At 73.0% G+C, this 13,012-nt stretch carries 13 protein-coding genes; 6 read left to right on the forward strand and 7 right to left on the reverse strand.

Going from position 1 to position 13,012, the window contains the following annotated elements; all coding sequences use genetic code 11:
* The first annotated feature begins 88 nt into the window (after positions 1–88).
* Positions 89–1,198 carry an FAD-dependent oxidoreductase gene (locus RM788_RS48715; RefSeq protein ID WP_315928172.1) on the forward strand — a complete coding sequence of 370 codons (1,110 nt, stop codon included), beginning with the start codon at positions 89–91 and terminating at the stop codon, positions 1,196–1,198.
* Positions 1,199–1,205: 7 nt separating this feature from the next.
* Here the strand turns inward: RM788_RS48715 and RM788_RS48720 are convergent, their stop codons facing one another.
* Positions 1,206–1,646, reverse strand: a complete 441-nt coding sequence (locus RM788_RS48720; protein ID WP_315928174.1) for a MarR family winged helix-turn-helix transcriptional regulator — start codon at positions 1,644–1,646, stop codon at positions 1,206–1,208.
* Positions 1,647–1,703: 57 nt separating this feature from the next.
* On the opposite strand from RM788_RS48720, the gene RM788_RS48725 reads away from it, so the two are divergent.
* Positions 1,704–2,549 (forward strand): DNA-3-methyladenine glycosylase family protein, encoded by an 846-nt coding sequence (locus RM788_RS48725; protein WP_315928176.1) that lies wholly within the window; start codon positions 1,704–1,706, stop codon positions 2,547–2,549.
* A gap of 3 nt (positions 2,550–2,552) precedes the next feature.
* On the opposite strand, the gene RM788_RS48730 is transcribed toward RM788_RS48725, so the two are convergent.
* Positions 2,553–3,458 carry an alpha/beta hydrolase gene (locus RM788_RS48730; RefSeq protein WP_315928178.1) on the reverse strand — a complete coding sequence of 302 codons (906 nt, stop codon included), beginning with the start codon at positions 3,456–3,458 and terminating at the stop codon, positions 2,553–2,555.
* A gap of 195 nt (positions 3,459–3,653) precedes the next feature.
* On the opposite strand from RM788_RS48730, the gene RM788_RS48735 reads away from it, so the two are divergent.
* Positions 3,654–5,144 carry a flavin-containing monooxygenase gene (locus tag RM788_RS48735; RefSeq protein ID WP_315928179.1) on the forward strand — a complete coding sequence of 497 codons (1,491 nt, stop codon included), beginning with the start codon at positions 3,654–3,656 and terminating at the stop codon, positions 5,142–5,144.
* On the opposite strand, the gene RM788_RS48740 is transcribed toward RM788_RS48735, so the two are convergent.
* Positions 5,145–5,726 (reverse strand): TetR/AcrR family transcriptional regulator, encoded by a 582-nt coding sequence (locus RM788_RS48740; protein WP_315928181.1) that lies wholly within the window; start codon positions 5,724–5,726, stop codon positions 5,145–5,147.
* A 130-nt stretch (positions 5,727–5,856) separates the two neighbouring features.
* Here RM788_RS48740 and RM788_RS48745 point away from each other — a divergent pair, with 130 nt between their 5' ends.
* Together RM788_RS48745 and RM788_RS48750 are read left to right on the forward strand one after the other, a co-directional pair.
* Positions 5,857–6,324, forward strand: coding sequence for a cupin domain-containing protein (locus tag RM788_RS48745; RefSeq protein ID WP_315928183.1), 468 nt, complete (start codon positions 5,857–5,859; stop codon positions 6,322–6,324).
* 105 nt (positions 6,325–6,429) lie between these two features.
* Positions 6,430–8,520, forward strand: coding sequence for a catalase (locus tag RM788_RS48750; protein ID WP_315928185.1), 2,091 nt, complete (start codon positions 6,430–6,432; stop codon positions 8,518–8,520).
* Between the two features lie 129 nt (positions 8,521–8,649).
* Here the strand turns inward: RM788_RS48750 and RM788_RS48755 are convergent, their stop codons facing one another.
* From RM788_RS48755 to RM788_RS48770, 4 genes are all read right to left on the reverse strand, one after another.
* The gene (locus RM788_RS48755) at positions 8,650–8,967 is read right to left on the reverse strand and encodes an STAS domain-containing protein (protein WP_315928187.1); all 318 of its coding nucleotides are present in this window, start codon (positions 8,965–8,967) and stop codon (positions 8,650–8,652) included.
* Positions 8,964–9,980, reverse strand: a complete 1,017-nt coding sequence (locus RM788_RS48760) for a cobalamin B12-binding domain-containing protein (protein WP_315934926.1) — start codon at positions 9,978–9,980, stop codon at positions 8,964–8,966. Before RM788_RS48760 ends, RM788_RS48755 begins: the two co-directional genes overlap by 4 nt.
* A gap of 2 nt (positions 9,981–9,982) precedes the next feature.
* Positions 9,983–11,323, reverse strand: a complete 1,341-nt coding sequence (locus tag RM788_RS48765; RefSeq protein WP_315928189.1) for a PP2C family protein-serine/threonine phosphatase — start codon at positions 11,321–11,323, stop codon at positions 9,983–9,985.
* A 91-nt stretch (positions 11,324–11,414) separates the two neighbouring features.
* Complete coding sequence (locus RM788_RS48770) at positions 11,415–11,999, reverse strand: TetR/AcrR family transcriptional regulator (RefSeq protein ID WP_315928191.1); 585 nt, start codon at positions 11,997–11,999, stop codon at positions 11,415–11,417.
* A 66-nt stretch (positions 12,000–12,065) separates the two neighbouring features.
* On the opposite strand from RM788_RS48770, the gene RM788_RS48775 reads away from it, so the two are divergent.
* On the forward strand, positions 12,066–12,956 hold the full coding sequence (locus RM788_RS48775) for a cyclase family protein (protein ID WP_315928193.1): 891 nt from the start codon (positions 12,066–12,068) through the stop codon (positions 12,954–12,956).
* Positions 12,957–13,012: the final 56 nt, after the last annotated feature.

Raw genomic sequence — 13,012 nt, forward strand, 5'->3', positions numbered from 1 at the left:
CCCGTCGATCCTCGCAGACGTCCGGTCCGAGGATGGAGTAGCTTAAAGTGACAGATAGAAACTTTAAGAGCGATGGGAAGCAGTGATCATGGACATCCTCATCTCCGGCGCGGGCATGGCCGGGCTCTCGGCGGCGCTCGACCTCTCCGCGCGCGGCCACCGCGTCACCCTCGTCGAACGCGCGTCGCACTTCCGCGTCAACGGCTCGCCGATCGACATCCGCGGCGACGCGATCGGGATCGCCGAACGGATGGGCGTGTTGGAGCGGATCCGCGAGCAGAGGGTCGACACCACCGAGCTGATCCAGTTCGTCGACGCGGACGGCGAGACGGTCGCGCGTCCGACACTGGCCGACGTCGGCGACTCCCCGGACGACCTCGAGATCGCCAGGGAGGACCTGGCGCACATCCTCATCGACGCGCTTCCTTCGGACGTGGAGATCCGCTTCCGCGACTCCGTCGACTCCCTCGTCGACGACGGCGGCGGGGTGGACGTCGGGTTCGCGTCCGGCCACTCCGCGCGCTTCGACCTCGTGGTCGGCGCCGACGGCCAGCACTCGGCGGTGCGCGGGCTGGTGTTCGGGCCGGAGGGCGACTTCGCCCGCCCGCTGGGGTTCTACGTCGCGCTCACCGACCTGCCGGGCGAGGTCCGTCCCGAGCGGATGAACCCGATGTACAACTTCCCCGGCCACCTGGCGGGGATCGCGCGGTACAAGGACAGGGCGTTCGGCGTCCTGATGTTCCGCTCGGACCCGCTCGACTACGACCACCACGACCTCGACGCCCAGCGGAAGCTCATCGTCGAGGCCTTCGCCGACACCCCGGCGTGGAAGGTGCCGCAGCTGCTCGACGCCGTCCGCGTCGACCCCGAGCTGTACTTCGATTCCGCGAGCCAGATCCACATGCCCACGTGGCACCGGGGCCGCGTCGTCCTCGTCGGCGACGCCGCCCACTGCGCCACCGGGCTGTCCGGGCGCGGCACCTCGCTCGCGTTCACCGGCGCCTACTTCCTCGCCGAGGAACTGGACCGGGCCGACGGCGACCACGTCGCCGCGTTCGAGCGCTACGAGGCCCGCCAGCGCCCGTACGTCGAGTTCGCGCAGCACAGCGTCGGTGCCGGGGCCGAGTTGGTCGTCCCGGCGACGTGGGAGGCCATCGCCGCGCGCAACGAGCGGTTGCGCGCGGCGAACGGCGTCTGAGCGCCGGTCACCCCAGCGCGGTGACGCAGGCGGCCAGGTCGCGGAGCAGCCGGGCCTGGTCGTCGGCGGAGAACGGGGTGAGCATCCGCAGTTCGACGGCCCGCACGGTGGCGCTCGCCGCGCGCAGGAGTTCCCCGCCCGCCGGGGTGAGGCTGCTGGGCAGGGCGCGGCCGTGCGGCGCGGTCTCCGGGCGGACGACCAGGCCGCGGTCCTGGAGTCCGCGCAGGACCAGGTTCATCGACTGCCGCGTGACGAACGCGCCCCGCGCCAGCTCCGCGTTCGACAGCCCCGGTTGTCGGGCGAGCAGTTCCAGGCAGGCGTACTGCGGCACGGACAGCTCCAGCGGCCGCAGGGCGGCGTCCATCGCCGCGCGCAGTGCCGCGGCGGCCCGTTTCAGCGCGTAGCCCACCGACTCGTCCAGGGATCCGACCGTCTCGACTTGACCCATGTCAATATCTTGACATACGGTCAGTGATGTCAACACCCTGACATACTGGAGGGCTCCATGACCAGCCACGAGCTGACCGTCGACGTGCTCGGTCCCTGGTCGCTGACCACGAGCAAGAGGTTCTGGGAGGGCTTCGCGCCCGCGGAACTGCCCTCCGGGGGCGACGCCGAGGAGATGCGGACGGTGTTCCTCGTGGAGGGGGACTGGAGTCGTGCCGAAGCGCGCGTCACGCAGGAGACCGGGAAGGCGCGGATCGTCGTGACCGGCGACGGCGACCTCGACCGGGCCGCCGCGCAGGTCGCGCGCTTCCTCTCGCTCGACGTCGACGCCCGCGGCTGGCCCGAGGTCGCCGACCGCGACCCCGTCATCGCCGACGCCCAGCGCGGGCTGCCCGGTCTGCGGCCGTGCGGGTTCCACTCGCCGTACGAGGCGGCGGCCTGGGCCGTGCTGTCGCAGCGGTTGCGGATCAGCCAGGCCGCCCGACTGCGCGACGGGCTCATCGGCGCCGACGGGACGTTCCCCGCGCCGGGCGTGCTGCGCGGGCTCGACCTCGACCTGCCCGGCCGCAAGACCGAGTACCTGCACGCGGTCGCCGACGCCGCCCTGGAGGGGCTGCTCGACGGCGACCGGCTCCGCGAGGTGGACCCGGACGAGGCCGTGCGGACCGTGCGCGGGGTGAAGGGGCTCGGCCCGTTCGCCGCCGAACTGGTCGTCCTGCGCGGCGCGAACGCCCCGGACGCCGTCCCGCGGCACGAACGCAGGCTCGACGACGAGATCACCCACCGGTACGGGGCGGGCCGCACGCTCGCCGACGTCTCCGAGGCCTGGCGCCCGTTCCGCACCTGGGCCGCCGTCCACCTGCGCGCGCTGCGCGAGGAGCGCACGCACGAGATCGGCGGGTAGTGCTCAGAACAGCGCGGAGCGGAGCGCCTTCGTCTGCGACTCCCGGAACCCGGCCACGACCCGCGTCCTGCGGAACATCCCGTCGAAGCCGTGGAACGCCCCCGGCACGGTGACCACCTCGCACGGGACGCCCGCGACCTGGAGGCGGTCGGCGTAGACGAGGTCCTCGTCGTGGAACAGGTCGAGCGTGCCGACGCCGATCCACGCCGGGGGCAGGCCGGTGAGGTCTTCGCGGCGGGCGGGGGCGGCGTAGGGGGAGACGTCGGGGGCGCCCGGTTCGGCGCCGAGGTAGGAGGTCCAGGCGAAGCGGTTGCTGCCGGGGGTCCAGACGCGGACGTGGCGGGTGTCCATGTCGGTGCGCAGCACCGTGCGGTCGTCGAGCATCGGGTACACCAGCAGCTGGAACGCGGGGCGCACGTCGTCGCGGTCGTGGGCGTAGAGCGCGAGCGCCGCGGCCAGGCCGCCGCCCGCGCTGGCGCCGCCGATGGCGATGCGCGTCGGGTCCACGCCGCGGGCGTCGGCGTTCGCGACGAGCCAGAGCAGGGCGGCGTGGGCGTCCTCGACGGCGGCGGGCGAGGGGTGGGTGGGGGCGAGGCGGTAGCGGGCGGCGACCACGGTGATGCCGAGGTCGCGGGCGAACGCGATGCTGCCCAGCTCGTCCTGCTCGGGGGAGCCGAGGAGGTAGCCGCCGCCGTGGGTCCAGAGCAGGGCGGGTGTCGTGCCCCGCACGGCCTTCGGGCGGTAGACGCGGACCGAGACGCCGGGGGCGGTGACGTCCTCGATCAGCATGTCGTCCGGTGTGGAGGGTGTCCGGACCTTCTGGCGCTGGGCGAAGCGGGCCACGCGAGGACCCATCGACAGCTTCGGGATGAACCGCGCGAGCGCCAGTTCGGGGTGGAACGCGGACATGGGACCTCCTCGGGTCGACGGCCGCGCCCGCGAGCACGTTGCCGGCAGGCGGTCCGCGCGGCCGTTGCCGTGGCATACCGCCACCCTAGGCGGCGGTCTCCGGGAGCGCGCGGACGTGGACCCCGCTCTTGCCGCAGGCGTGCGGTGCCCGGAATATCGGGGTGTCCGGGCACGCCAGCAGCGAGGAGCCGCCGCATGGACACGTCCTCCGATCCGGACGCCGTCGAGGACCTCGACGTCATCGTCATCGGGGCCGGGATCTCCGGCATCGGGGCGGCGCGCTACCTCAAGGAGGAGCAACCGCGGCGGAGCTTCGCCGTCCTGGAGGCCAGGGGGGCGACCGGCGGCACGTGGGACCTCTTCCGGTATGCGGGGATCCGGTCGGACTCCGACCTGCACACGTTCGGCTACGAGTTCAAGCCGTGGCTCGACGAGCACGCGATCGCCGACGGGAGCGCCATCCTGCGCTACGTCCGCGAGGCCTCCGCCGAGAACGGCGTCGACGACCGGATCCGGCTGCACCACAGGGTGCTCACGGCGGCGTGGACGAGCGGGACCGCGCGGTGGACCGTCGAGGTCGAGCGCGCCGACACCGGCGAGCGGCCGGCGCTGACCTGCAACTGGCTGTTCTGCGCGGGCGGCTACTACCGCTACGACGAGGGCTGCACGCCGCACTTCGAGGGCCGTGAGCGCTTCGCGGGCCCGGTCGTGCACCCGCAGCACTGGCCGGAGGACCTGGACACCGCGGGCAAGCGCGTCCTGGTGATCGGCAGCGGCGCCACCGCGGTCACGCTGGTCCCGGCCCTGGCGGACACCGCCGCGCACGTCACGATGCTCCAGCGCACGCCGAGCTGCATCATGCCCGTGCCGTCCGAGGACGGGTTCGCGAACCTGGCGCTCAGGCTGCTCGGCGAGGAGCGCGGCTACCGCCTGACGCGGCGGAAGAACATCGCCCAGCAGCTCGCGGTCTGGCGGTTCTGCCGGAGGTTCCCGCTCGCGGCGCGCAGGCTCCTCCGCGCGCTCGCGGCCAAGCAGCTCCCGGAGGGCTATCCCGTCGACGAGCACTTCAACCCGCCGTACAGCCCGTGGGACCAGCGCCTGTGCGTGGTGCCCGACGGCGACCTGTTCCGGGTGATCAGCGCCGGGACGGCGTCGGTCGTGACCGACCGGATCACCACCTTCACCGAGCGCGGGGTCCTGTTGCAGTCGGGGCGCGAGCTGGAGGTTGACGTCATCGTGACGGCCACCGGCCTGAACGTGCAGGCGCTCGGCGGGGTCGGGCTGACCGTCGACGGGGCGCCGGTCCGGCCGGCGGACACGGTGACCTACAAGGGGATGATGCTGTCCGGCGTGCCGAACCTCGCCTACGCGGTCGGCTACACCAACGCCTCGTGGACGCTGAAGGTCGGGCTGCTCTGCGAGCACCTCTGCCGCCTGCTCGCGGTGATGGACGCGGGCGGCCACGACATCTGCCTGCCCGAGGTCGGGAACCCGGCCATGCCGACCCGCCCGTTCCTCGACTTCGCCGCCGGGTACGTCCGGCGCGTGGTGGACGAGCTGCCGCGGCAGGGCGACCGGCCGCCGTGGTCGACCTCGACGGACTACCACGCCGACGTCGAGGTGCTGCGCAGGCTGCCCGTCGAGGACCCCGGTCTCCGCTTCTCCACCGCGGCCGTGTCGCGCTGACTACGCCGTCGCGACGGTGGTCAGGGTCCTGGCGGTGCGCACGAGGCTCGCGACCGCGTCCTCGGGGTCCAGGTCGCACATGTCGACCAGGGTGAACAGGGCCTCCGCGCTGATCACGACGGCCAGTTCGCGGGTGAGCCGGTCGACGGCCGCGGGGGCGGCGGTCGCGCTCCACGGCTCCAGCGCCAGCCGGATGAAGGCGAACCGGTTCCCCGGACGCACGACGGGACGCGGCTGGACGATGGTCGCGGCGATGATCGCCCGGATCGCCCTCTCGTGCCGGACGACGGCGCGACCGAGCACCTCGGCGGCGTGCCCGATCCGCTCGACCGGGTCGACGGACCCGGCGACGGGCTCCATCGCGGCCTTGGGGTCCATCCGGTTCACCGCCTCGCCGAGCAGCGTGACCAGGTCGGGGAAGTACCGGTAGGCCGTCGCCTCGGACACCCGCGCGGCGGCCGCGACCCCCGGCATCGTGAGGTCGCCGTTGGTCTCGATCAGCTCCTGCGTCGCGGTCACGATGGCCGCGCGCGTGCGCTCCTTCTGGTTGCTGCGCTGCGTCGGACGTGCCGTCTCGGTCATCGACTCCTCTTCCTCATCGAAGGTTACTGTAGTCGACCCTCATCGTGAGAGTGGACTTGCATGAGTTGTTGATCAGAGCCTACTGTCGTCGTGACAGTGCACTCTCACGAGACTCATGAAGGAGTCCGCCATGGTTCCCGTCTCGATCGTCGGTCCCGACGACGGCGAGGTCGTCCTCGCCTCCGGCTCGACGCGCATGCGCATCCTCGAGGACGGCAGCACGACCGCGCACCGCCTCGGGGTCGCCGAGCTCACGCTGGCACCGGGCACACCGGGCCCGCACCAGCACCGCCACGCCCAGCACGACGAGGGGTTCTACATCATCTCGGGGACCGTGCGCTTCACCATCGGCGAGGAGGACCACGACGCGGGCCCCGGCTCGTTCGTGATGGTGCCCACGGGTGCCCCGCACACGTTCGCCAACCCCGGTGACGTACCCGCGGTCATGGTCAACACCTTCACCCCGGACCTGTACGTCGAGTACTTCCGCGACCTGCGCGACCTGATCGCAGGCGGCAAGCCGCTCGACGCCGAGAGCGTCGCGCCGGTGATGGCCCGCTACGCCACCGAACTCTCGACCGAGTACGCGGCGGAGTGATGTCCACAGAGGACTCGCCACACCGGTGGTGGTGAATCCGCTTGCGCTCGCGGGGAACGGGTACCCGGCGTCGGTACCGGCAGCCGTTCCCCGAAGGAGTGCCAGATGCCCCCGAAGCGCCAACGCGACCAGGCCGCACCCGAGCCCACGAGTCCCACGGGCAAGAAGGAGGTGGCCGCGAACATCGGGGAGGACCGGCGGGCGCAGGCAGGGCGCTACCTGACCACCGCGCAGGGGGTGCGGCTGCACGACACGGACCACTCGCTCAAGGCGGGGCCGCGCGGTCCGTCGCTGCTGGAGGACTTCCACCTCCGCGAGAAGATCACGCACTTCGACCACGAGCGCATCCCCGAACGGGTGGTGCACGCCCGCGGCGCCGCGGCCCACGGGACGTTCCGCGCCTACGGCAACGCCGAGTCCGTGACCAAGGCGGGCTTCCTCGCCAAGGGACGGGAGACGCCGGTGTTCGCGCGGTTCTCCACGGTGCTGGGGTCGCGCGGGTCGGCCGACACCGTTCGCGACGTGCGCGGGTTCGCGGTGAAGTTCTACACCGAGGAGGGCAACTTCGACCTGGTCGGCAACAACATGCCGGTGTTCTTCATCCAGGACGGCATCAAGTTCCCCGACATCATCCACGCGGGCAAGCCGCACCCCGACCGGGAGATCCCGCAGGCGCAGTCCGCACACGACACGTTCTGGGACTTCGTCTCCCTGCACACCGAGGCCACCCACCACGTGATCTGGGCGATGTCCGACCGCGGCATCCCGCGGTCCTACCGGACCATGGAGGGCTTCGGCGTCCACACGTTCCGGCTGGTCAACGCGGCGGGCGAGACGTCGCTGGTGAAGTTCCACTGGAAGCCGGTCGCCGGCGTGCACTCGCTGGTGTGGGAGGAGGCCCAGATCGCCGCGGGCGCCGACCCCGACTTCCACCGCCGCGACATGGCCGACGGCATCGAGGCGGGCGCCCCGCTGGAGTACGAGCTGGGCCTCCAGGTGCTGCCCGACACCGAGGACGAGACCTTCGAGGGGATCGACCTGCTCGACCCGACGAAGATCGTGCCGGAGGAGCCGGCGGAGGTGGTCCTGGTCGGCAAGCTGACCCTGGACCGCAACCCCACCAACTACTTCGCCGAGACCGAGCAGGTCGCGTTCCACACCGGCCACCTCGTGCCCGGCATCGAGATCACGAACGACCCGCTCATGCAGGCGCGGATGTTCTCCTACCTCGACACCCAGCTGACCCGCCTGGGCGGTCCCAACTTCACCCAGCTGCCGATCAACCGCCCGCACGCGCCCATCAACGACAACCTGCGCGACGGCATGCACCAGACCGCGATCCACCAGGGTCTGGCCCCGTACAAGCCGAACTCCGTGGACGACGACCAGCCCGAGGTGGCAGGCGAGGCCGAGGGCGCCTACATCCACGTGCCCCGCGAGGTCGCGGGGCCGAAGATCCGGGCGAACCCGGTGTCCTTCGACGACCACTTCTCGCAGGCGACCCTGTTCTGGCTCAGCATGAGCGAGGTCGAGCGGGCGCACATCGTCGAGGCCTACACGTTCGAGCTGTCCAAGGTGTACGAGAAGCCGATCCGCGAACGTGTCCTCGGAGTGCTGGCGAACGTGGACGCCGAGCTGTGCGCGAGGGTCGCGGCCGGACTCGGCCTGCCCGCGCCGAAGGGTGAACCCGCACGGGGTGTCGTGCCCTCGCCCGCGCTCTCGCAGCTGACGACCGCCGTGGGCCCGGTCGCGGGCCGGGTCGTCGGCGTCGTGGCCGGTCCGGGAGCCGACCTGGCCGGGATCGGGAAGCTCCGCAAGGCGGTCGAGGCCAAGGGCGCGGTGCTGCACGTCGTCGCCCAGATCGGCGGGGAGCTGAAGAGGGGCCGCGCCACCGAGACGGTCGAGCGGACCTTCCTGGCCACCCGGTCGATCGAGTACGACGCGGTGGTGGTCGCCGCGGGCACCGTGGCCAACGACCCCAGGCTCGTCGTGCTGCTCCAGGAGGCGTTCCGGCACTGCAAGGCGCTCGGCGCGTGGGGCGACGGGGCCGCCGTGCTGGAGGCCGCCGGGATCGACACGTCCGCCGCCGGCGTGGTGCTCGGCGACTCCGTGGCCAAGCCCTACACCACCGCGCTGCTGACCGCCCTCGGCAAGCACCGGGCATGGGACCGCGCCGTGCCCGCGGGCTCCGCCTGATCCATGCCGACGACTGCCCGCCGTGGTCCGCCACGGCGGGCAGTCGTGTGTCCGGGCCTGCTCGTGCGCGGTGCACCTGGATCGGCCTCCCGGTCGAGGAGCCGCGCACGGACCGGGTCGCCGGAGTGGTCAGACCACCTGGTCCGACGTCAGCAGCAGCCGGGCGAGGCCGGTCACCTGGAGGACGCGGGCGAGGAAGTCGGGGACGTGGGCGAGGGTGGTGGTGGTGCCGTGGCGGACGCCCGCCTTGTAGGCGGCGATGAACACGGTCAGGCCGCTGGAGTCGAGGAAGGACAGGCCGGTCAGGTCGACGGTCACGTCCGCTTCGGCCAGCAGGGGGACGAGGGCGTCCTGGAGGGCGGGGGAGGTGCTGACGGTCAGCGCGCCGGTGACCGCTACGACGACCCGGTGGGGTGCGCGTTCGACCGTCCACGACAACTCGTTCACCGTGCGCGTCCTCCTTGGGGGACAAGGCCTTCGGTCCAGTGGCGGAGGACGAGGGCGTGCGCGGCGGGGTAGTCGCGCAGGGTGGTGGCGAGCACGTCGCCCAGTTCGGCCGCCAGGCGGGGGTCGGCGCCGCGTGCGGTGAGCAGGCGGTCGATCCACGTGGAGGTCTCGGCCAACGGGCGGGGGTCGCCGGTGAGCAGGGCCGCGCAGACCGCGTGCACGGCTTGGTGCGGGACCTCGCGGGCGACCTCGGAAGCCGGGCCGTCGGACGTGGTGGCCGACCAGCGGTCGCGCAGGGTCTGGACGAGGCGCTGGTGGCCGACCTCGATGGCGGACTGCTCGGCCATCAGGGCCTTGGGCAGCGGGGCCGCCCGGCGCACGACCGGCGGCAGGCGGCGCAGCTCGTCGACCGCGCCCTGCGCGTGCGGTGCCCACGCGGTCGCGCCGAGCGCGCGGGCGCGCACGTCGTCGGAGCCGAACGCGGAGCCGCCGACCATGATCGGGACGCCCGCGGTGGTGCTGGCCTCGATGAACCGCCGGGTCGTCGGCAGCGCGCCCAGCACGGAGCAGCTGACCGCCGTGGCGTCGGGGCCGAGGTCGTGCAGGCACTGGCTCAGCCGGGCCGGTGAGGTGCTGGCGCCGAGCAGGACGGTGTCCCAGCCGTCGAGCCGGATCGCGGTGCCGATGATCATCGCGGGCAGGGCGTGCCACTCGCGTTCGGCGCAGGCGACCACGACCTTGCCCCTGGTCACGGGGACGCGTTCGGCGAAGCGGGCGACGGCCTCGGTGGCCGAGATCGCCACGGCGGTCGCCGCGTGCTCCTTCGCGACCGTCCACTCGCCGCGCTGCCAGCGGTCGCCGACCGCGCGCTGACCGCGGGCGATCACGTCCACGAGCACGGTCAGCGGGTCGACGCCGTCGTCCAGGAGTCCCCGCACGACGGCGACCGCGGCAGCCGCGTCCACCGTGGACAGCGCGTCGTCGAACGCCCCGATCGGCAGCCCGTCGGTCATCGTCACCGCTCGCAGGACACCGCGAGCAGCGCGATGTCGTCGTGGGCGCGGCCGTCGAGGTACTCCACGACGCTCTGCTCCACGGCCTCGCACAGCGCCACCGGGCCCGCGCCCGCGTAGGCGGGCAGCAGGGCGAGGAGCCGGTCCATGCCGTAGAAGCCGTCGGATCCCCTGGCCTCGTCGACGCCGTCGGTGAACATCAGCATCGTGTCGCCGGAGGTGATGCGGAACGCGACCTCGGTGTAGTCGACGTCGCGGACCACGCCCGCGGCGATGCCCGCGACCTCGACCTGGTCCACGCCGCCGTCCGCGCGCACGACGATCGGCGCCGGGTGCCCGGCGACGGCCACGTCGACATCGGCGTGAGTGCCGTCGGGGGAGGGGCGGAAGCGGGCGCAGACGACCGTGACGAAGCGGGTGGAGTCGTTGTCGCACAGCACGTTGTTCAACGCGCCGAGCACGGCCGACGGCCGACGGTCGAAGTGCGCGGCGGTGCGGACGCCCTGCCGGGCGCGGCCGGTGAGCACTGCGGCCTCGACGCCCTTGCCGCACACGTCGCCGAGCACCAGCAGCCAGTCGCCGTCCGAGCCGTGCACGTCGTAGAAGTCGCCGCTGATCTCCAGGTGTTCGGCCGCCGGCCGGAACCGGGCCGACACGCGGGCGCCGGGGATCGTGGGCAGAGCGGGAGGGCGCAGGCTGGCCTGGAGCACGGACGCGATCCGGCCGCGCTCCTCGTAGAGCCGCGCGGAGTCCAGCGCGAGCGACGCCTGGTCGGCGATCAGCCCGGCGAACTCCACCTCCTGCTCGGGGAACCCGCGACCGGCGCCGCGGATCATCACCAGGGCGCCGATCGTGCTGCCGCGCGCGCTCAGCGCCACGCACAGCACGTCCGCGGGCCGCAGCCCGATCGCCTCGTCCCGCAGCCGCGGGTCCGGGATCATCGTCTCCAGCGCGCCCGTGCTGTCCAGCTCCACGGCCACGTGCAGCAGCTCGTCCTGCCCCGACCGCAGCACGCGGTCCAAGCCGGTGCCCTCGATGAACACCCGCGGCACACCCGAGGTGTACGTCGGGTCGGCGCCGCCGTGCAGGGTGAGCCCGCCCGCCTCGCCGACGAGCACCAGCATCGCCCAGTCGGCCATCCGCGGCGTGATGAGGTCGAGCAGGCGCAGCACCGTGCGCCGGAGGTTGAGGGACCCGGTCAACGCGCTGGTCACGTCGATCGCCAGGTCCACGCGCAGCTGGGCCTGCGCCAGCAGCTCGTGGTCCGTGGCGGCGGCCTCGTCGCCCAGCACGGACCCGTCGACGGGCTCCACGCGCGGAACCCTCTGATCGCTGGTGGTCATGCCGTCCTCCTCCCCGACCCGGATCGGACCGCCAGGAGTTTACCCAACGGGCGGTCGGCGGCCGTTCGGTCCGCGTCCGCCGACCGCCCGGCTACCGCGCGAGCAGGCCGCGGACGACCAGCGCGCGGACCGCGTCGAACTCCGCCTGCACCCCCGGCGCCGCCCACTCCGCGGCGAACAGCGGGTGCTGGAAGCGGGCCACCGCGTCGAAGACGGCCCGCGCCGCCACGTCGGGGGGCGTCGGGGCGAAGTCGCCGGACGCGATGCCCGCCTCGACGACCGCGCGCAACTGGGCGAGCAGTTCGGTGACGTGCTCCTCGGTGACCCCGGTGTGCTCGACGGCCAGCGCCCGGTAGGTCTCGAACAGCTCGGGGTCGTCCAGCGCCTTCGCGCGCTTGCCCTCGAACGCGGCGGTGAGCCAGCGGTTCAGCCGCTCGGGCGCGGGGTCGTGACCCGCCGCGATCGTCGCGAGGACGGCTCGGGCGCGGCCGAGCCAGCGGCGGGTCACGGCCTCGCGCAGCGCCGCCTTGGACGGGAAGTGCCGGTACACGCTGCCGTGGCTGACCCCGAGCGCCCGCGCCACGTCCAGCACGGTCGCCTTGGCGAGCCCGTGGCGGCGCAAAACGTCCTCGGTGGTGGTGAGGATCGTCTCCGCGCGCAGAACGTCCCTGGTCATCGGCGAATCGTACAGGTGGCTGACAGAATCTGGATTTTGTCAGCCGGATTCCCTACGGTGATCGACATGGAAGATCCGATCGACATCGCCGAACCGGACAACCGCGGTCGCTGGGGCGCCGACGACGAGCGCGGCACGCTGAACCTGATCACCGACGAGGTCCGGGCGAGAGCCGCCGCCGAGGTCCGCACCGGGCGGTCGGTGTCGCTGGCGCTGCCCGTCCGGCCGACCCCGATCCTCAGCGGCCCGTTCGTGCCCGCCACGACCGACTCCTCGCCGGTCCAGCAGGTGGTGGTGCTGACGGAAGCGCCTCCGCCCGTGGTGGCCGCGGCGGACCTGATCGTGGTCACCAACCACCACGTGAGGTCCACGCACGTCGACGCGCTCTGCCACATCGCCGTCGACGGGCTGGTGTACCCCGGACGGCCGCAGTCGGAGAGCGTCGGCCCGGCCGGCGCGGTCCACGGCTCCACGACGGCGTTCGCCGAGGGGTTCGTCACGCGGGGAGTGCTGCTGGACCTCGCCGCCGACGGGCCGCTGCCCGCCGGTCACCCGGTCACGTCGGCGGACCTCGACGCCGCCGAGGAGCGCCAGGGCGTGCGGCTCGAACCCGGCGACGCCCTCGTCGTGCGCTGCGGCTGGGGGTCTGCCCCCGATCCGTCCCGGCCCCTGCCGGGGATGGGCGTCGACGCCGTGCGGTGGATGCACCGCCGTGACGTCTCGCTGTTCGTCGCCGACGTGGGCGAGGCCCTGCCCCCGCTCGACCCCGCTCGACCGCTGCCCCTGCACATGATCGGCCTGGCGCGGATGGGCATGCCGCTGGTCGACGCCGCCGCCGTCGACGAACTCGCCGCGGTGTGCGCGGAACTGGGGCGGAGCAGCTTCCTGCTCTCCTTCGCGCCGCCGAGGTTCCTCGGGCTCACCGGTGTTCCGGTGAACCCGCTCGCCATCTTCTGACGTCGTGGCGGGAGTCCGGTGTGGACCGCGGCAGTCCACACCGGACTCCACGATCG

The sequence above is a fragment of the Umezawaea sp. Da 62-37 genome, assembly GCF_032460545.1.
Taxonomy (GTDB): domain Bacteria; phylum Actinomycetota; class Actinomycetes; order Mycobacteriales; family Pseudonocardiaceae; genus Umezawaea.